Source organism: Prevotella veroralis (assembly GCF_018127765.1).
Classification (GTDB): Bacteria; Bacteroidota; Bacteroidia; order Bacteroidales; family Bacteroidaceae; genus Prevotella; species Prevotella veroralis.
This window is the reverse complement of the sequence record NZ_CP072330.1, coordinates 1,803,534-1,823,353: the sequence shown is the minus strand read 5'-3', so window position 1 is coordinate 1,823,353 and position 19,820 is coordinate 1,803,534. Positions and strand designations below refer to the sequence as shown.

The following is a 19,820-nucleotide window of genomic DNA, read 5'->3' as shown; positions in this document are numbered from 1 at the left end:
TGTTACATGAAAAAGATATTAATAAAAAATGAACGATTTGTCTATTATCTTAAATCAGACAAATCGCTCATTCTATTGAAGCATTCGAGAAGATTATACCTCAGTTTCTCACTTCTTGGGATTCTCCCCAAACTCATCTTTATAGCACTTTGAGAAATAACTGGGCGTAGAGAAGCCTACGGCATAAGCAATTTCAGACACTGTGCGTTCAGTGGTTTGTAGGAGATGGCGAGCACGAGTGAGACGAGCTTTACGTAATATTTCCACAGGAGAATATCCCGTAAGAGCTTTTACTTTCCGATAGAGCTGTACACGAGAAAGCCCGATTTCATCGCCAATCTGCTCTACACTTAAATCACTATTGGCAAGGTTTTCTTGTATAATCTTTCGTAATTGTTTAAGGAAAGACTTGTCCGTTTCATTCGATAAATTACCGATTTTATCGTCCTCAACGCCTTTTGATAGAACTTGACTTAGCTTCTTCCTACTTTCTATAAGATTCTCAATGCGTGAAAGAAGTAAACGAAGCGAGAATGGTTTCGAAATATAGGCATCTGCCCCATGCTCATAACCTTCTGCACGTTGTTCATCCATACTACGTGCTGTTAGTAAAATGACAGGTATATGACTGATGGCTTTATCCGTTTTTAGCTGTTCACAGAATTCCAACCCATCCATCACAGGCATCATAATGTCCGACAGAACGATGTCTGGGACAGTTCTTCTCACCAGTTCTAAGCCCCTCTTTCCATCAGAAGCTTCACTCACATTATACTTTTGAGATAGTACTGACCTTAAATAAGTGCGAATATCACTGTTATCATCAATGATCAATATCTCTGGTTTGTCAGTCTGATAAGGCTGTATGAGGTCATCAATATGTCTTGCCTGATTGGGTATCTCTTGTGTATTGGATGCCTCAATTACCTGCTCTACTGATTCTGTTAATAACTCACTAATCTCTCCCTCTTGTTTAACAGGGATATTGATGGTAAACGTACTACCTTTTCCTAGCTTACTTGTGGCACTTACTTCTCCGTGATGTAATTCTGTGAAAGCTTTTACAATAGCCAACCCAATACCCGTTCCACGACCCGCATTTTTAGCTTGATAGAATCGGTTAAAGATATAAGGTAGTTCATCAGAGGCAATACCACAACCATTGTCTGTCACACTGATTATAACCCGTTCGTCTTTCTTTATAGCTTTCAGAGAGATTTTTCCACCTTCAGCCGTATATTTTAGAGCATTACTAAGAAGATTATAACAGATACGTTCGATCTTGTCATGGTCTGCCCTAAGCATGATTGTATCAGGTGCATCCAAACTGATGGTGATATGCTTCTTTTGTGCGGAGGCACTGAAGAGCGTGATCCATTGTTTCATGTTCTCCGTCAAATTAAAGTCAGAGAGGCGAAGCTCCATCTTTCCACTCTGCACTTTACGGAAGTCTAGTATCTCACTGACCAATTGTGTCAACACCAAAACATTACGTTGTACAATCTGGAGCATACTCCGTTGTTGTGTGTTGAGATTATCGTCATGAATGATATAATTTACAGGGTCGGCAATTAGTGTGAGTGGTGTACGTAATTCATGACTGATATTTGTAAAGAATTGTAATTTTGCTTTTATGGCCTCCTCTTCTATTCTCCGGCGCATGAGAGTGGCCCGATAGATATAAACCATGATTCCTATCAACAAGAGAAGAATTATGCTAAAGAGCACAATGTACATCTTTTGGTGATTATATTGCACCAAGTAAGTATCCACTTTCCCATGCAGTGCGTTGAGACGAGCCGTTTGCTTGTTCATTTCCTCATTTTGCATGAGTAGAACATTGGCATTACCTTTTGTCACTAATGCTCCTTTCAGATAGTTATCACGCTTGTAGGGCTTTTTCTCAAGGATATTCAATGCCAATTGCATAACGGCATCACCACGCGTAGGATAGATGTAGGATGCTTCTAAATTGCCATCCCGCACATTCTCCATACCACCTCCTGGAACAGGAAGAGCATCTATTCCGACAATCTTTATCCCCTTTGCTCCATGCTTCCTAATGGCTTGCAAAGCTCCCAAGCCCATACGGTCATTCTGTGCGAAGACGTATTGGATAGGCTCTTTTGCTTGTGTGAGTACACTGTCCATAGCCATTACGCCACTCTCTTTTACCCAATCTCCATGCTTACGAGCAATCACTTTTACCCCTGAATAATCCTTTAGTGCATCCATGAAACCACGATCACGTTCTATGGCGGGCGATGATGCCTTCAATCCACAAATCTCTACGATATTGCCTTTCCCCTCAAGTTGTTGAGCGATGAAATGACCTATTTCGTGTCCTGCTTCATAGTTATCGGCACCGATGAAAGCAGTATATTTCTTAGAATCGGTCTTACGGTCGAAAAGAATTACGGGTATTCCTCTGTCGTATGCTTTATCAATAACGGCAGAGATCGTATGCACTTGATTCGGAGACACAATAAGGAGATCAACTCCTTCATTGATGAACTGATTGATTTGCTTAGTCTGTAATCGGTCGTTATCATTGGCAGATGCAAACTTCAAACTCACGTTGTCATGTTGATAAGTGCTCATAATAAGTTCGTTGTTCAACTTATTACGCCATATATCTTCCGAGCATTGCGATACGCCAATAACATATCTCCTCTCGTTATTAGCCGTACAAGCGGAGAGGAGAATGGTAAGAAGGGCGATCCAGATATATTGTCTCATATCATATTCGGTTTTAGCATTGTACCTTTTTTAATGTACAAGTAAGGCTGATATGATTATAAGAATCTTATACAAACAGGGTGGCTCAAATAAATGTCTTGATTGGTGTTTTTAAGAAGTCCTGTGTTCTTGTTACGTGAAAAAACTTGAATTTTATTAGCATCACGACAAGCCACAAGGAGGAATTTACCATTGGGCGTGATGGCAAAATTACGGGGATGTTTGCCCGTTGATTGTTTGCCTACCCACGTTAGCGTTCCATTGCCATTCACACGGAAGATAGTAATGCCATCCCCCTTTAGGCGTGTACTAGCATAAACAAAATTACCGTCTGGGCTGACATGAATATCTGCACCTCCTTGCGCATGTGCATCATCAGCCACTAGCGTTTGGATTTCCTTCAACTTCCCTTCTTTATAAGTGTACACCGTCACTTTTCCTGACAATTCGCTTATAAGGTAAGCATATTTTCCATTAGGAGAGAAAGTCAGGTGTCGTGGTCCAGAACCAGCCTTTAGATGAGCAGCTATACCATGATCCTCAAGTTTTTTCTTATTCTTATCATAATAGAAGCTAAGAATCCGATCACCACTGAAGTCCGTTGAAAGAATATAACCATCAGGGGCAAAGATAGCACAATGGGCATGAGGCGTATTCTGACGCGTCTTGTTAGGTCCGCCTTTTTTACTACTTACCATAAGAAGTGACTTATCCAACGTGCCGTTCTTTAGGATGGGGAATACTGAAATTGTACCACTAGAATAATTGGCCGTGAGCGCAATCTTCCCGTCAGTATCAACATAACACGGATCTGCACCATGCGTCAGTTGAGAGTTCATAAATCCGAAATTGCCCTTTAGAGGATCAAAGCTGATGGCATTAAGTGCAGCTGTGGCATTGTTTTTCTCGCTTACAGCATAGATAAAACGCCCATTCTTGCTAAAGGTGAAATAAGAGGGATTGTCGACTTTTAACGAGCTGAGTTCCTTTGCAGAACCATTAGAATCATCAAAAGAGAAGGAATATAAGCCCTTACTTCCTGCGTCGGTATAAGTACCAACAACCATCTTGATGCCATTTTCAGCTCTATTCAAACTAGGGATAAGAGCGAATATAAGTCCCAATAAAATAGCTTTTGTTTTCATTGAATAAATGTTTATAGGTGTTTGTTTTATTCAGAGAATGCTATATAGCAATGCCGTACAGGGATCTCCGAACGCTTGCAAAAGTAAGGAAAAGTTCTAGAAAGAATCTACTTTTTATTTTTTTTGACTTCAAAGTGCAGATTTTTTAATTTTGACTAGGTCTTTATTAAAAAGGGTTTAAACCGTTCGGAACATATCTGTTCGTTCTGCACATTACAGGTCAATGGTTTTTAATGTTCAATGCAAAGATACGAAGAATCGAGGAAGAAAGCAAGGAAATGAGGGTGACGAGAGGGAGTTATTGCTCAAGAAAATGATGCAAACGATTATAACTTGCTAACAATCAGTATGATACAAAAATCCATTTTTCGCATTAACGAGTTGACGAGTTGGACGAGTAGACAAGTGAACAAGTTAATAGAGATTATTGGTACAACAAGTAAAAAACAAAATGTAGTAATAACTGGTTCACTCGTCAACTTGTTCACTTGTCTACTTATCCCCATCTCGATGAAATCGGGCTTTTTTGAAGATTATAAACGTCAGAGAGGGAAAAATAACTCCAGACGAGGGACTTTATTATCTCGCATTAAGTCCTTTTTTGTCAGAGTGTAAAACTGTGTCTTTTAATCTCAAAAAGCCTATCTATATTGCTTTAAAATCTATCCCTATTACACTAAAAGCCTCACTTTTGCCCCTGTTTCACCATAATATTTTTAGAGGTTTTAGAAATAGCATTTTTGAAGATGAAAAAGCATTATAACAAGAGTATTTTTACCATTATGATGATAAAAAAAGCACAGATTTTTATTATTAGGAAAGATAAGAAAATGGCGATTGGTTAAATAATCGTAAATAACATAGAATGATTATAGGAAAAGTATATATATAAGGTAGAAAACAATTACCTTTGCAGTCCGATTATTATAGGGGTACTCTTAGAGCCCCATACGATACATGTTAATAGTGTTGTCTTTGGCCGGGCGACATGGTTAGGAAAAGCATGATCGTGAAATAGAAAACGTTTTTTAGTAGTAAAATTATTAATTTTTTAGAATGGACACTTTAAGTTACAAGACTATTTCCGTTAACAAGGAAACAGCTAAGAAAGAGTGGGTCGTTATTGACGCGAGCGATCAGATTGTAGGTCGCCTTTGCTCTAAAGTAGCTAAGTTACTTCGCGGAAAGTACAAGCCAACTTTCACTCCCCACGTAGATTGTGGTGACAATGTAATCATTATCAATGCAGCTAAGGTTGTATTCTCTGGCAAGAAGGAGACAGATAAGGTTTACACACGTTATACTGGTTACCCAGGTGGTCAGCGTTTCAATACTCCTGCACAACTTCGTGCTCGTAAGAATGGTATCGACAAGATGATTCGTCACGCCGTAAAGGGTATGTTACCAAAGGGCCCTCTAGGTCGTCATTTGATGGATAACCTCTATGTTATCGACGGTACAGAACTCAACGGTCTCGAGGCACAGAAGCCAAAGGCAATTGATATTAACCAGTATAAATAATAAGGAGAAAGATGGAAGTAATTAATACAATTGGTCGCCGTAAGAGCGCAGTCGCTCGTGTTTACCTCTCAGAAGGTACGGGTAAGATCACAATTAACAAGAAAGATTTAACTGAATTCTTCCCATCAGCTATCCTGCAATACGTGGTTAAACAACCACTGCAGTTGCTCGGTGTAGAGGGTCAGTATGACATTAAGGCTAACCTCGATGGTGGTGGCTTTACTGGTCAGAGCCAGGCATTGCGTCTTGCTATCGCGCGTGCATTGGTAAAGGTTAACGCTGAAGATAAGAAAGCACTAAAGGATCAGGGATTCTTGACACGCGACAGTCGTACTGTTGAGCGTAAGAAACCAGGTCAGCCAAAGGCTCGTGCTCACTTCCAGTTCAGTAAGCGTTAATATTTCCTTTGATCTTTATAACCTTGAGAATTTATATGTAACATTTAGCATGTTCGTATTAAAGGCATAAAAGGTCGAAGATCAAAGAAAAGGGTTTTAGTATCTAAATTAATGAGATTCCTTTATCGGGGGACTACTCATTGATTGATTCTAACAAGCCTGACGAAGCTTATTCGTCAAGAAAGAATTAAAAGGAAAGTAAACAAGTAAAAACAAAACAACATGTCAAGAACAAATTTTGACCAGTTATTGGAGGCAGGATGTCACTTTGGTCACCTCCGTCGTAAGTGGAATCCAGCAATGGCGCCTTATATCTTCATGGAGCGCAATGGTATCCACATCATCGATCTTCACAAGACTGTGGCTAAAATTGATGAAGCCTCAGAAGCACTCAAGGGCATTGCAAGGAGTGGAAAGAAGATCTTGTTCGTTGCTACTAAAAAACAAGCTAAGGACGTTGTAGCTGAGAAAGCCGCATCTGTTAATATGCCATACGTTAATGAACGTTGGGCCGGTGGTATGCTGACCAACTTCCCTACAATCCGTAAGGCAGTTAAGAAAATGACGAACATCGACAAGTTGATGAAAGACGGAACATTCTCTAACCTCTCTAAACGTGAGTTACTCCAGATCTCTCGCCAGCGTGCTAAGCTCGAGAAAAACCTCGGTTCTATCTCTGACTTGACTCGCTTGCCATCTGCACTCTTCGTTGTAGATGTAATGAAAGAGCACATCGCCGTTAAGGAGGCTAACCGTTTGGGCATCCCTGTTTTCGGTATTGTTGATACCAACTCTGATCCTAAGAACATCGATTATGTTATCCCTGCAAACGATGATGCAAAGGATTCTGTAGAGGTTATCCTTGGGGCTTGTTGTGAGGCTATCGCTGAAGGTCTTACAGAGCGTAAGGCTGAAAAGGCCGATGAGAAGGCTAATGCAGAGCAGTCTGAAGTAGCACCAGAGGCTAAGCCAAGGCGTGCACGTAAGACTGAAGAGGCTTCAAAGGCAAAGAAAGAGGCATCAGCTTCTGAGTAATTAAATGAAACATAGTGGGCGCTGGTGAGTGCTAATGAGCTTCTATATTAATTATAACATGAAGTTTATTATCCCTCATCAACGCCCACATTATTTAATAATATTAGAAAAGAAAAACAAAAATGGCTGTATCTATTGAAGATATCAAGAAGCTCCGCGCTATGACTGGCGCAGGTTTGGCAGATGTAAAGAAAGCTCTCACAGAGGCTGAAGGCGACTTCGACAAAGCAAAGGAATTGCTTCGTGAGCGTGGTTTAGCTATTGCGGCTAAACGTTCTGACCGTGAGACATCAAATGGTTGTGTGCTTGTAAAGCAGGTTGATGGCTTTTCTGCTATGATTGCTGTTAAGTGTGAGACCGACTTCGTGGCTAATGGTAAGGACTTCATTGCATTGGTTCAAGAGATTTTGGATGCTGCTATAGCAAACAAGTGCAAGAGCCTTGATGAGGTTAAGGCATTGAAGCTTGCTAATGGTGAAGATGTAGTTACTGCTGTTCAACAGCGTTCTGGTGTTACCGGTGAGAAGATGGAGCTTGATGGCTATAACTTCCTTGAGGGTGAGAATGTATCTGTTTATGACCACATGAATAAGCATACTCTTGCTACTATGGTTCAGCTCAATGAGAATAATGAGGATGCTGGTCACAAGATTGCTATGCAAGTAGCAGCAATGAAACCAGTTGCTTTGGATGAGGCTTCTGTACCCCAATCTGTAAAGGACGAAGAGTTCAAGGTGGCTGTTGAAAAGACAAAGGAAGAGCAGGTTGAAAAGGCTGTTATAGCAGCTATTAAGAAGGCTGGTATCAACGCAAACTTGGTTGATAGCGATGATCACATCGAGTCTAACATCAAGAAGGGTTGGTTGACTCGTGAGGAGGCTGACAAGGCTATCGAGATTCGTAAGACTGTTGGTGCAGAGAAAGCCGCTAATCTCAATGAGACTATGATCCAAAACATTGCTAAGGGTCGTTTGAACAAGTTCTTCAAAGAGAGCTGCTTGGTTGATCAGGAGTTCCAGTTTGGTGATGGTGACAAGCAGAGCGTTGGCGAGTGGCTTAAGGCTCAGAGTAAGGACTTGAAGATTGTCGCTTATAAGCGTTTCACACTCTCTGCAGATTAATTAACGTATATCGTTAAAGTGAAATAAACAAGGAGTTGTAGGAAAGCCATCAGGCTCCTACAACTCTTTTTTAGATTATTAGCTCATCAGAATCATATCTATCCATATTGGTGGTGATTAATGGTTGTAGATGAGATAAGCAAGATAAGATATGAAGATATTTGCAGTCGGCATGAATTATGTCGGATACAATAAAGCACTAAATGAGCCGTTATTGAAACAAGATGATCCGGTTATCTTTACAAAGGCAGACTCTTCTCTATTGAAAGATAGAAAACCATTCTTCATTCCTGATGAGTTAGGAACGATAGAATATGAGGCCGAAATCGTCGTAAGAGTATGTCGTTTGGGTAAGTCTATATCCGAGCGCTTTGCTTCTAGATATTATGATGCCGTAACAGTGGGTATCGACTTTACGGCACGTGACTTACTAAAGAAACTGAGCCAGCAAGGGCTTCCTTGGGATATGAGTAAGAGCTTTGATGGTGCTGCGGTAATAGGCGAATGGGTGTCAAAGGATAAGTTTTTAGATGTTCAGCGACTCAGGTTCCATCTTGATGTCAATGGAGAGACGAAGCAAGAAGGATGTACGAGCGATATGATCTATAAGGTGGATGAAATCATTAGTTATGTCAGTCGGTTTTTTACCCTCAAGACTGGCGACCTTATCTATACGGGCTGTCCTGTGAGTGGAACTCCTGTTCATATCAACGACCGACTAGAGGGATATATAGAAGAACGTAAGGTGCTCGATCTCCATTGCAAGTAAAGAGATAGAAAGGGACTTTCTTAGTACGAAGTATATAGGTTGTGTGGTTCTGAATAGAAACCTTTATAACCATCAAAATGAATGATTAAGGCAATGATGAAACGAATAACAATACTCTCTTTCATCCTTCTGTTAGGCTGTATCACGATGAATGGACAACAGAGGAGATTCTTCAATCTAACGGTTGAGGATGTTACGATTGACTCGCTTTTACCTCATTTCCATTATGCTATACCCATTGGAGAGAATTATGCAGACTCCACCTATGAACTAGAGATACGCTATCCTGAGTTCATAGACATGAGCCCTGAGGACATACAACATTATAATTCTCTCACAAAACAAGTACCTCCAACATTGCCAGAGATACATCAACAGATGACGGTCGAGCGTAAGAAGGGTGTGTTGGAGTTCTCCTTAATGCCGATTGTAGAGCGTGATGGCAAGAAGCAGTTCCTTGTTAGCTTTATGATAGCACTCACTTCACGTCCGAAGTCGTTGAATGCTAAGAGAGGAATGAAATCTATGACATTTACTAGAGCTAGTGGGCTTACGACTTTAGAGGTATCCAATCGTTATGCTAACCATTCCGTCTTATCTACTGGCAAGTGGGCAAAGATACGTGTACCAGCTGATGGCATATATCAATTAAGTAATGATTTAATTCGTCGAGCAGGTTTCACCAATATAGATAAGGTGAAAGTCTACGGCTATGGTGGACATCTTCAAGATGAAGAACTGACCGCTGATTATATCATATCGCATGATGATTTGAAAGAGGTTCCAACCTATACAATTCATGGTAAGAGGCTCTTCTATGCTAAAGGTTCTGTTAGTTGGGATAGCAATTCAGCCACTCGACGCACTCGGAATCCCTATTCTGATTACGGATACTACTTCCTCACAGAAGATAACGCAGGTAATCCAGCATCCATATCAGATAGTACCACCTTCTTAAATAGTTTTTATCCATCAGCAAGTGATTACCATTCATTGCACGAGGTAGATAACTTCAGTTGGTTTAATGGTGGTCGTAATATCTTTGAAGAAACCCCATTAAAATTAAACGAGAGTAAGGTCTTCACTTTAAAGAATAAGACAAAAGCTAGTACAGGTATCTTGACTGTAGCTATGACAACGGGTGACTACACATCAACCATCAAGGTGGAAGCCAACGGAAAAGAACTCGGTGAGATACATATTGCACCTGGTGACTCCTTTGATAAAGGTTATGAGGTTATCAGGGACTATGCTGTCTCCAACCTCCAAAGTGTAGATAGCATCCGGCTCACGACGATCTCTGGTGGTCCAACAAGGCTTGATTATCTCGCAATGACCTATCCAACGCCTGCCCCAGTACCTTCACTGAATACATCGTTCCCAACTCCGGAGTATGTCTATAATATCACCAATCAAGACCATCACGCTGATGATCCAGTCAATATGGTGATTATCATCCCAACAAGTCAGAAGCTCTTACAACAAGCTGAGCGCCTAGCTGATTTCCACAGAACACATGATAATATTTCTGTACGTGTTGTCCCTGCTGACGAACTATACAATGAGTTCTCCAGTGGAACACCTGATGCAATGGCTTACCGACGTTACATGAAGATGTTGTATGATCGTGCGACAAATGCACAGACCATGCCTCAGTCTCTCTTGCTCTTTGGTGATTGTGTATGGGACAATCGCATGAATACTAATTCTTGTCGTCTATTAAATCCAGATGATTACCTACTTGCTTACGAGAGTGAGAACTCATTTAGCGAAACCGACTGTTATGTTAATGACGGATGGTTCACACTGATGGATGATGGTGAAGGAACTGACCTTCTGCGTCGCGATAAAGAGGATCTTGGTGTAGGACGATTCCCTGTTACCAATGCTATTGATGCGAAGACGCTCGTTGACAAGACCATTAATTACGCATTAAATAAGAATGGAGGAAGCTGGGAGAATATACTTATGTTCATGGGTGATGATGGCAATAATAATATCCACATGCGCGATGTGAATGAAACTGCTGAATCGGTATCATCCGCCTACCCTGCTTATCAAATAAAGAAGGTGATGTGGGATGCTTACCCTCGAATCTCTACTGCTACAGGGAACACCTACCCAGAAGCTAGTGCGCTTATCAAGCAACAGCAGGCACAAGGAGCATTGATAATGGATTATGCAGGGCATGGTAAAGAAGATCAGATTTCACATGAAGCAGTACTCCGTCTTGTTGACTTCAAGAACTTCTCCAATACAAATCTTCCGTTGTGGATTACTGCCAGTTGTGATATTATGCCCTATGATGGTGTGATTCCAACTATCGGTGAAGCGGCTATGTTGAATAGCAAAGGTGGCTCGGTAGCATTCTGGGGAACGACTCATACAGTATATACTTATTATAACAAGGCTATCAATACTGCCTTCCTAAAGCATGTGCTAAGTCTTACAAACGGAAAGCCAACCACACTCGGTGAGGCGCAACGACTCGCAAAGTGCGAGTTAATCAACTCTAGTAGAGACCTTACACCAAACAAACTGCAATATGCCCTCTTAGGTGATCCAGCTTTAGCCCTCAACCTTCCAAAGTTGCAAGTGAACGTAGAATCAATCAATGGGCAGGCGGTTAATGCTGGTAGTACTATCCTTATTAAAGGTGGCTCAATCGTGAAGGTGAAAGGCTCTATTACAAAGGGTGGTAATAAGCAAACGGACTTCAATGGGCTCATCACTGCGGTCGTAAGAGATACCAAAGAACTCGTAACCTGCAAGAAACAAGACCAGTCTGCCGACGTAGCCCTCACCTATTACGATCGTCTGAAGACGCTTTACAATGGTACGGATAGTGTGCGCAATGGCGAATTTACACTCACTTTTGCTGTACCACGTGACATCAATTATACCTCTGGTACGGGCTTAATGAACTTCTCTGCTATCAACGAAGACCATTCTCTCATGGCGCAAGGATATGAAGATAGATTCAATATTGATGGGTCAGAAGTTGTCTATAACGACTCTATCGGACCATCTATCTATGCCTACATCAATTCTCCTTCTTTTGTCGACGGAGGCAAGGTGAATAGCACTCCTTACTTCGTGGCACAGATAACTGACAAGGATGGTATCAATGCGTCTGGCAATGGGATTGGGCATGATATGCAGTTGTGCATAGATGGTAAATTGACACAAACCTACCTCCTCAATGATAACTTCCGTTATGATTTCGGCAGTTATACTTCGGGTACAACGGGATACAGTCTACCCGAACTATCAGAAGGACCACACACCTTGCAGTTCCGAGCATGGGACATCCAAAACAATGCGTCAACAGTAACGCTCCACTTCAATGTGGTCAAAGGGCTTGCCCCCGATATCTATAGCGTCAGTGCATCGAAGAATCCAGCTTACAACGAGACAACCTTCATCGTATCGCATAATTACATGGGTTCGAATGTGGATGTAGAGATAGAAGTATTCGACATGAGTGGACGCTTACTCTGGCATCACGTGGAGTCAGGCATATCATCAGGTAATGCCATCTCAACCAACTGGAACCTGATAGTAGATAATGGAACTCGATTGCAAACAGGCGTCTATCTCTATCGAGTTCGCCTCAGTTGTGATGGTGCAACAAAGGTGTCAAAGGCTAAGAAACTCATAGTCTTAGGCAATAAGTAACATAAGTAACACGTTTTAATCCATGATGTAAGCTGGCAAATTAGCTGCATCATGGATTCTTTATATAGCAATATTCCATAAGCAACTCAAGTAAATAAGATGAATAAAAAGCTTCGTTTATCCTTCTTAACTGTGGTCGTTATGACCTCTTCTGCTGCATTTGCACAGGGCACAAAGAAGGATATGTTCAACCCAGTTACTACCTCCGTTACCTCACAAACCATTGCTCCTGATGCACGCGCAGCAGGTATGGGTGATGTAGGAGTAGCCACTGACCCTGATGTCAATTCCCAGTATTGGAACCCTGCGAAGTATCCTTTTAATATTTCTCGCGCAGGTGTCTCTTTGAACTACACCCCGTGGCTTCGCCAATTGGTGAGTGACATCGACCTCGCTTACGTAGCTGGATATTATCGCATAGGTGATTACAGTGCAGTGTCGTCCTCCCTTCGTTACTTCTCTTTGGGTGAGGTGCAGACGAATGACGGCTCTAATATGACCATCAACCCATACGAAATGTCATTAGATGTAGCTTATTCTTTGATGTTAAGTGAGCACTTCTCGCTCGGAGCCGCCGTGCGTTGGATTTATTCCGACCTCACGTATGACTATAAGGAAAATACATCTCCCGGTTCCGCCTTCGCAGCCGACCTCTCTTGCTATTACCAGAATTATATCAACATTGGTGAGCGTGAGTGCCAGTTAGGAATAGGCTTGAATATCTCGAACATTGGTTCTAAGATAACGTTCGGTGGCGATAATCGCTCGGAATTCATACCAACTAATCTCCGCTTAGGTGCCGCATTGATGATTCCAGTTGATGAGTTCAATAAGTTCACCATAGCTGCTGATGCAAACAAGTTACTAGTTCCAACTTACCCCAAGCGTAATACGGGCGAATCGCAAGTAGATTATGACAACCGCTTGCAGAAGGATTACTACGATGTATCATCTATCTCGGGTATCTTCAAGAGCTTCGGCGACGCACCCAATGGATTCTCTGAAGAGATGCAGGAGGTGCAATGGAGTGTGGGAGCTGAATATACCTATAATGATAAGTTCTCACTTCGTGCAGGTTATCACAACGAGAGTGAGAATAAAGGAAACCGCAAGTACTTCACTGTAGGTGCTGGATTCAAGATGAATGTATTCGCACTAGATGCGGGCTATGTCATTGCAACAGCTAAGAACAACCCACTCGACCAAACGCTCCGATTCTCCCTATCATTCGATATGGATGGTATAAAGGACTTGTTTAAGAGGAAGTAAATGCCTCCCCCCGCGGGGCTATCATCTAACATATATGACAAATATTACTCAATCAATCCCATCTTTCCGCATTGGAATGGGTTATGATGTTCATAAACTCGTTGAAGGACGTGACCTCTATCTCGGTGGTATAAAGATAGAGCACAGCCTTGGATTACTCGGACATAGCGATGCGGATGTCCTCATTCACGCCATTTGTGACGCACTACTCGGTGCTGCTAATATGCGTGATATTGGTTATCATTTCCCAGATACTGCCAACGAAACATTGGATATGGACTCGAAAGTAATCTTACGTAAGACCATCGAACTACTTGCCACAAAGGGTTATGGTGTGGGCAACATCGATGCAACCGTATGCGCTGAGCGTCCGAAGATAAATCCTCACATACCAGCAATGTGCGAATGTCTAGCCAATATCATAGGTTGCGACATCGACGCTGTATCCATCAAAGCCACCACGTCAGAGCGAATGGGCTTCGTTGGACGAGAAGAGGGTATGGCGGCTTATGCGGTATGCCTGATAGTAAAGGTGTAAAAGGCTAATGAATACTAAATAAAAAACGGCTGATAGCGATTCTTAATACTGCTATCAGCCGTTTTTATTATACGAATATTCCAGCGCTATAAAGTCCAATCGTCTGCTTCTCCTACATGGATTCTCAGCTTGTGTCTATCTTTCCAGTAGATTTACCGAAGGGTGATAATAAAATCAGTTTATATTACAAGAAACAGTCACAGTCCTATCAAAGAGCGTCTGTTTCAGTGGCAGAACATCAACGTTTGACCTGTTTGCGAATCGTTTCCCACCTGTTCCAGCATTCCTTCTCACCTGTTCCAGCATTCCTTCTCACCCGTTCCGCATTCCCTTCTCACGTGTTGCGCATTTCTTTCTCACGTGTTGCGCATCATTTACACACGCATATAAAGTTAGTCTCATCATGATGAGACACAAGTTTCATCGTGAAGAGACACTGGTTTCATCACGATGAGACACTAGTTTCATCACGATGAGACTAATAAAAGATACGGATAAAAAAGACGTAAGACGCATGAGAAAGGAATGGGGAACGGGTGAGAAGGGAATGCGGAACAGGTGAGAAAGAAAGCGGAAACCTATTAGACAAAGAGCGCAAACAGGGTTCAAGGGCTCGTAGCTTTATACAGAACTTACCATTACTGACGTTGGAGACAACTTGACATCAAATGTGAATCTAATTCTTTATCCCCTTTGCCGTTTCAAGAATTATCCTTACTTTTGTCGCACATAACTACTTTAGAACAATTTATGAAGCGTGTCATCTTATCTTTATTATTGCTTGTCGGAGCTTTACAAGTATGTTTTGCGCAAAGTGATAAACCTGCGACGATTTCCGTTTATCCGGCAGTAAAGGATGCAAGGGGGCTTATCAATGGGATTAGTGAGAAGCTGTTGCCTTATCAGAAGCATATTACTTCTAAGTCGCTTATTAAGTTTATGAGTCGTGTACCCCATGCGTATGCTGGTGATGAAGGTCGTACAACAGAGGAGGATAGAGACTCATATCTTGTTAATTACACTTACTTTTATGTGGCAAGGACTGATCAGGCTAATGTGCAGAGTCTTTTAGAGCTTGCCAGAGAAAAGCATTTATATGATACCACCCGCTATCGCTTCTTGTTTTCTAGTGGAGAATCCGCATTAGAGCCGTCTGCCTTATATGCTATAGACCTAAAGAATCCCTACATAATTCCATCGCTTTCGTTTACAGATGTACGTTGCAGCAAGGGCTTTTATGGTGATTATGTATTTAAAATAAATCTTACACATGGTGCTGCGGATGCTTTCACAAACCTTACCTATCACGAAATAAATAATGTGATACTCTTTTTAGTGGATGGTAAGCTCCTCACATCTCCTTATGTTCGATGTGTTGTCTCTACTAAGACGCTGGAGCTATCATTTGGATTTAGTGAGGAGGAAGGTCAGAAACTATTGCCGCATCTGAAAGCTGCTGTGGTGAGTGATTCTGCTTATACGCCCCTTTATCGTTCGCAATACGTATTGGGTGATACGCTGACTTATCGTGTTTCTTTCCCACAGAGTAAGGGTACTGCACAGCGTTCGCACACCTTTCAACTCATCCCAAGGCTTGTGAACGATAGTATAACACGGATGGAATGTGTGGTAGATTCTATTGCTCTTACCACTGACGAGTTCTTTAAGGAAAACAAGGAATATAAAGACTTTGCTAGTTACTTCGTCTATGAGTTGCGTAATAACCATTTTATGATTGAGACAGATCAGTCGTCTCATTTTGCAGTGCCTATGCTGAAGGATTTACCAGCGTTATCCCATGCGTTGGAGACTTATCTTACAACGCATAGTGCAGTGGTCAAACCGATAATGTCTGAGCATGATGACTTGGAGCAGGTGGCTGAAAGGCTGGCAGAAGCCTGGGATGGATTTTTTGAACAAGGGTATATAGAAAGCATTCTACCGGAATTGAACGTGATGACACAGCTCGATAATCGCTTTTCTAATCAGCAGACACAAGGCACATGTTACCTTTATTTGGAGGATAAAATAGCAGAATATACGATCACGAAGATGGATGATGGACTGGTGATTACGCTTACTGTCAAGGCAGATAAGAATGGTGGGGCAGGGAGGTACACCTATTTAATCGACCAGCGTGGACTGATACGACAATTGAGGTATGAGGCGATTGCTAATGCGAAGGTACCTCGTAATGCTGTGAGTCCAACCTTCCGTGTTCCTTCGAGCTATCTTATAGAACGCATAAGATAGTCGGCTGTGGTGATAGCAGCGTATGACTTTAGAACAAATAACCAAATGATAAACCTTATGAAACGAATTATCCTTATTTTTGTCGCACATAACTACTTCAGAACAATTTATGAAACGTTTCTTCCTATCATTATTATCGCTTGTTGCTGTCCTACAATGCGCTATTGCGCAGAGTGACAAACCTGCAACGCTGTCTGTCTACCCTGCCTCTCAGAATGTGGCAAGCCTTATTCGACCAATCAACAAAAAGTTATTGCCTTATCAGAAGCATATTACATCGAAATCGCTTATCGACTTATTGGACTTTATCAGCACAGAGATTGACAAAGCGAGCCCTTCTTCCCCTACTGATGATGCCTTGTTCTATGTTTCTGAACAGAATATAAGTATGGTACAGAGTCTTTTAAATCTTGCCAAAGAGAAAGGATTGTATGACACTTCACATTATCAACTCTTGTTATCGAGGTCACCTTTGGATAAGGATTTGTACGACTTACACGTCATAGACTTAAAAAGTCCTGTGGCTATCCCAACATTGTCAATCACGAATGCGCGTTGCGGCAAGAGCTCTGATGGCAATCCCGTATTCCAACTAAGCCTTACACGTGATGCCGCAATAGCGTTTACGAAGTTGACTTATCAAGAAGTAGACAATAATATTGTGGTTCTGCTGGATGGAAAGTTCCTCGCCACGATGTTTGTTGATAGTGGGGTTTCCACTACAGAGATAGAAATTCCGAATGAGATGGGTGTGGTTAAAGCGGAAGAGGTTGTGCGACGCCTGAAGTCAACGGCTGTAAAGGAGGCTCCACTCAAACCACTTTATCGTCCGCAATACGTGATAGGTGATACCTTGACCTATCGCTTCACAGCTCGAAAAGAGGAAGGTAAGCAGAAGGAATCCCATGTATTCCGTTTCATACCAAGACTTGTAAACGACAAGATGACACGCATAGAATGTATTGAAGATACACTCCACGCTGCAAATGAAAAGGAGATGCGTGAATATGAAGAAGTCTTTCAGAAGATAATAGATTATACCTATGACAGGTTACGCAAGAGTCACATTATGATAGAGACTGACCTGTCAACACACACAGCAGTATCGACATTGATTAACTCCAAGACGTTCCTTAAAGAGATAGAGGAATATCTGATAGAGAATGCAGCTATGTTTGGTGCGAGCAAAGAGGAAATGCAAGGAGCAGCCAAGCAGATGGCTGAGGAACTATTGAAGGAGGTGAGTGCAGACTTTACGGGTGATAATATGGCACGTCGGTTACCCGAATTAGAGGTGATGACGGTAATGGATTACTTCTTCTCTGAGGGGCAGACACAAGGCACATGTTACTTTCCTTGTGCGAAGAACTTAGTCGATTATACAATCGCACAGGCTAACGAGGGACTTGTTATCACGCTCAAGACAAAGGATAAGGATAGTGATACGGAGGAAAGATATATCTACCATATAGATAAGCAAGGACTCATACAGCGGTTAGAATATCAATGGATTGTCAAGCAGGAAGCAACAGAGAAGGACAAAGAAATGTCAGATGTTGAAGCTTATGGCTATCTCATAGAGCGCATGAGCTAATCGGATGGGATGAATGAACGACGAATTAGAATGTAAATAATCAAACATATAGACTTTATGAAACGTATAAGCCTCCTCTTATTAATGCTTATTAGCTGTCTGCAAGTGACTACGGCGCAGACATTGAAGCCCGTGCAGATAGCATTTTATCCAGTAGTACATGACCCACACGAGCTGCTGAAGTCAATTAGTGATAAGCTCTTGCCTTATCAGAAGAATATTACTAAACGTCCATTGGAGAAGTATTTCGGACGCTTTAATGACGAGATTTATGGGAATCAAGATGTAACGGAAGCTGACTCAACAGCGGCTTTCAAGAAGCGTTTCGGGACCTTACCCGATACGGACGGATATGTTGCAGCAGCAGCGGCAGAAGCAGCTGATAATGGAGAAGATGTTGCTTTCCACATGAATTCGTATGTGCAGGTGAATCCACAGGATGAGAAGATGGTGATGCGGTTGCTGAATCTAGCACGTGAGAAGCAACTCTATGACACGTCACGTTACATCTTTGGCTTTGGTATAAACGAACTGATGGATGATTGGCTAATCCTTTGTGCCTTAGATAAGCAATCGACTTATGCCATACCTACGGCTTCATTCACTGCCGTGAGTAAAGATGAAATATCTGATGGGAGCGTTACTGGTACGTTAAGGCTCACTCGTCAGGATGCAAAACGATTGATCAAACTCTATAATAATCCGCAGAAGGATGATGTGTACATGGCGATTGATGATAAGCTACAATGGCCGATTGATAAAAGGAATGTGCCAGTCAACAGAAGAGTCTCATTCTTTCAAGAGATAAAGAATGTGGCAGAGGGGCAACTATTTATGAAGCGTATGCAGGCTTCAGTTGTGAAAGAACCAACTTACAAGCCCTTACTACCATCGCAATATACAGTGGGTGATACGCTCACTTATCGTATAAAAGTGGACTGCGAAATGAACTGGATAACGGGAATACACACCTTTAAACTTGTTCCGCTGGTAGTTAACAATGACCTTTGTCGCCTAGAATGTATAGTAGAGGGGCTCGATGTAAAGCAGCCTGATTGGACAACAGGTGCATACGACAAGGAACTAAATAAACTTGAAGCTAAGACGTTGCAACAGATGCTCAAGCAGCATTTTATCATCGAAGCAAATAATCTGACGGGAGAGACCAACGTTGAAGTGAAGGATCAGAAGATGTTCGATCAGTGGTATAAGAACCTCAAACGATGGTGTCAAGAGGACTGGAAAAGGAATAGAAAGTTCTCTAGAGTAACTGATGAGACGATGAGGACAACTGAAGGAGAGAATATCTTATATCACCTGGATAACTTCATAAAAGATGGATCATTTATACAATATATGCCTGAGTTAACGGCTATGATAGGACTAGAGATGCACTTTGATGAAGGTGAGACCACTGGCAGAGAGTACTTCGACCTACTTGGTGACTATGGAACTTATAACATATCAAAGGATAAGCAAGGGGTTGTCGTATCGCTTAAAGGCGACCCCGAAGTGAAAGATGGTGATCTTGTTGATGAATCGGAGCCAGCCATACAGGATATGAAGACTAGGATTGATTCTTACGAATATCGCTTTGATGCGAAAGGAAACCTACTACAGGTGAAGGGTAAAGTGCGGAGAAATCTATATTATAAGGACTTTGTAATAGACCGAGTGATGTAATCTTATAAAAGTAAACGCCGATACTCTCAACGAGCATCGGCGTTATCAGTATGTTTAACCAAAAATCTTTTTAAATG

At 41.8% G+C, this 19,820-nt stretch carries 13 protein-coding genes; 11 read left to right on the top strand and 2 right to left on the bottom strand.

All coding sequences use genetic code 11. From position 1 onward, the window contains the following. Window positions 1–108: 108 nt before the first annotated feature. Complete coding sequence (locus J5A55_RS07690) at window positions 109–2,739, bottom strand: hybrid sensor histidine kinase/response regulator transcription factor (RefSeq protein WP_004382916.1); 2,631 nt, start codon at window positions 2,737–2,739, stop codon at window positions 109–111. 56 nt (window positions 2,740–2,795) lie between these two features. Continuing rightward, window positions 2,796–3,884 (bottom strand): lactonase family protein, encoded by a 1,089-nt coding sequence (locus J5A55_RS07685; RefSeq protein ID WP_004382915.1) that lies wholly within the window; start codon window positions 3,882–3,884, stop codon window positions 2,796–2,798. Window positions 3,885–4,940: 1,056 nt separating this feature from the next. Here J5A55_RS07685 and rplM point away from each other — a divergent pair. From rplM to J5A55_RS07630, 11 genes are all read left to right on the top strand, one after another. Further along, window positions 4,941–5,405 carry a 50S ribosomal protein L13 gene (gene rplM / locus J5A55_RS07680; RefSeq protein ID WP_004382913.1) on the top strand — a complete coding sequence of 155 codons (465 nt, stop codon included), beginning with the start codon at window positions 4,941–4,943 and terminating at the stop codon, window positions 5,403–5,405. An 11-nt stretch (window positions 5,406–5,416) separates the two neighbouring features. Further along, window positions 5,417–5,803: a 30S ribosomal protein S9 gene (gene rpsI, locus J5A55_RS07675; RefSeq protein ID WP_004382912.1), complete on the top strand. Its 387-nt coding sequence runs from the start codon at window positions 5,417–5,419 to the stop codon at window positions 5,801–5,803. Window positions 5,804–6,025: 222 nt separating this feature from the next. Then, window positions 6,026–6,838, top strand: coding sequence for a 30S ribosomal protein S2 (rpsB, locus tag J5A55_RS07670; RefSeq protein ID WP_004382911.1), 813 nt, complete (start codon window positions 6,026–6,028; stop codon window positions 6,836–6,838). A 122-nt stretch (window positions 6,839–6,960) separates the two neighbouring features. Continuing rightward, window positions 6,961–7,959 (top strand): translation elongation factor Ts, encoded by a 999-nt coding sequence (gene tsf / locus J5A55_RS07665; protein WP_004382910.1) that lies wholly within the window; start codon window positions 6,961–6,963, stop codon window positions 7,957–7,959. Window positions 7,960–8,110: 151 nt separating this feature from the next. After that, window positions 8,111–8,728, top strand: a complete 618-nt coding sequence (locus tag J5A55_RS07660; RefSeq protein ID WP_004382909.1) for a fumarylacetoacetate hydrolase family protein — start codon at window positions 8,111–8,113, stop codon at window positions 8,726–8,728. Window positions 8,729–8,824: 96 nt separating this feature from the next. Further along, on the top strand, window positions 8,825–12,406 hold the full coding sequence (gene porU, locus J5A55_RS07655) for a type IX secretion system sortase PorU (RefSeq protein ID WP_039851284.1): 3,582 nt from the start codon (window positions 8,825–8,827) through the stop codon (window positions 12,404–12,406). A 99-nt stretch (window positions 12,407–12,505) separates the two neighbouring features. Next, window positions 12,506–13,675, top strand: a complete 1,170-nt coding sequence (gene porV, locus J5A55_RS07650; RefSeq protein WP_004382905.1) for a type IX secretion system outer membrane channel protein PorV — start codon at window positions 12,506–12,508, stop codon at window positions 13,673–13,675. 34 nt (window positions 13,676–13,709) lie between these two features. Beyond that, window positions 13,710–14,213 (top strand): 2-C-methyl-D-erythritol 2,4-cyclodiphosphate synthase, encoded by a 504-nt coding sequence (gene ispF, locus J5A55_RS07645; RefSeq protein ID WP_039851175.1) that lies wholly within the window; start codon window positions 13,710–13,712, stop codon window positions 14,211–14,213. 750 nt (window positions 14,214–14,963) lie between these two features. Next, a complete protein-coding gene (locus J5A55_RS07640) occupies window positions 14,964–16,466 on the top strand; it encodes a hypothetical protein (protein WP_004382898.1) in 1,503 nt (500 codons plus the stop codon). Between the two features lie 109 nt (window positions 16,467–16,575). Next, complete coding sequence (locus tag J5A55_RS07635; protein WP_004382897.1) at window positions 16,576–18,060, top strand: hypothetical protein; 1,485 nt, start codon at window positions 16,576–16,578, stop codon at window positions 18,058–18,060. 57 nt (window positions 18,061–18,117) lie between these two features. Beyond that, window positions 18,118–19,743 carry a hypothetical protein gene (locus tag J5A55_RS07630; RefSeq protein WP_004382896.1) on the top strand — a complete coding sequence of 542 codons (1,626 nt, stop codon included), beginning with the start codon at window positions 18,118–18,120 and terminating at the stop codon, window positions 19,741–19,743. Window positions 19,744–19,820: the final 77 nt, after the last annotated feature.

Coding starts and splice junctions, on each gene's coding strand:
- ispF (WP_039851175.1), top strand. CDS start 13,710: ATGACAAATATTACTCAATCAATCCCATCTTTCCGCATTGGAATGGGT.
- J5A55_RS07630 (WP_004382896.1), top strand. CDS start 18,118: ATGAAACGTATAAGCCTCCTCTTATTAATGCTTATTAGCTGTCTGCAA.
- rpsI (WP_004382912.1), top strand. CDS start 5,417: ATGGAAGTAATTAATACAATTGGTCGCCGTAAGAGCGCAGTCGCTCGT.
- rplM (WP_004382913.1), top strand. CDS start 4,941: ATGGACACTTTAAGTTACAAGACTATTTCCGTTAACAAGGAAACAGCT.
- tsf (WP_004382910.1), top strand. CDS start 6,961: ATGGCTGTATCTATTGAAGATATCAAGAAGCTCCGCGCTATGACTGGC.
- porV (WP_004382905.1), top strand. CDS start 12,506: ATGAATAAAAAGCTTCGTTTATCCTTCTTAACTGTGGTCGTTATGACC.
- J5A55_RS07660 (WP_004382909.1), top strand. CDS start 8,111: ATGAAGATATTTGCAGTCGGCATGAATTATGTCGGATACAATAAAGCA.
- J5A55_RS07640 (WP_004382898.1), top strand. CDS start 14,964: ATGAAGCGTGTCATCTTATCTTTATTATTGCTTGTCGGAGCTTTACAA.
- J5A55_RS07685 (WP_004382915.1), bottom strand. CDS start 3,884: ATGAAAACAAAAGCTATTTTATTGGGACTTATATTCGCTCTTATCCCT.
- J5A55_RS07635 (WP_004382897.1), top strand. CDS start 16,576: ATGAAACGTTTCTTCCTATCATTATTATCGCTTGTTGCTGTCCTACAA.
- porU (WP_039851284.1), top strand. CDS start 8,825: ATGAAACGAATAACAATACTCTCTTTCATCCTTCTGTTAGGCTGTATC.
- J5A55_RS07690 (WP_004382916.1), bottom strand. CDS start 2,739: ATGAGACAATATATCTGGATCGCCCTTCTTACCATTCTCCTCTCCGCT.
- rpsB (WP_004382911.1), top strand. CDS start 6,026: ATGTCAAGAACAAATTTTGACCAGTTATTGGAGGCAGGATGTCACTTT.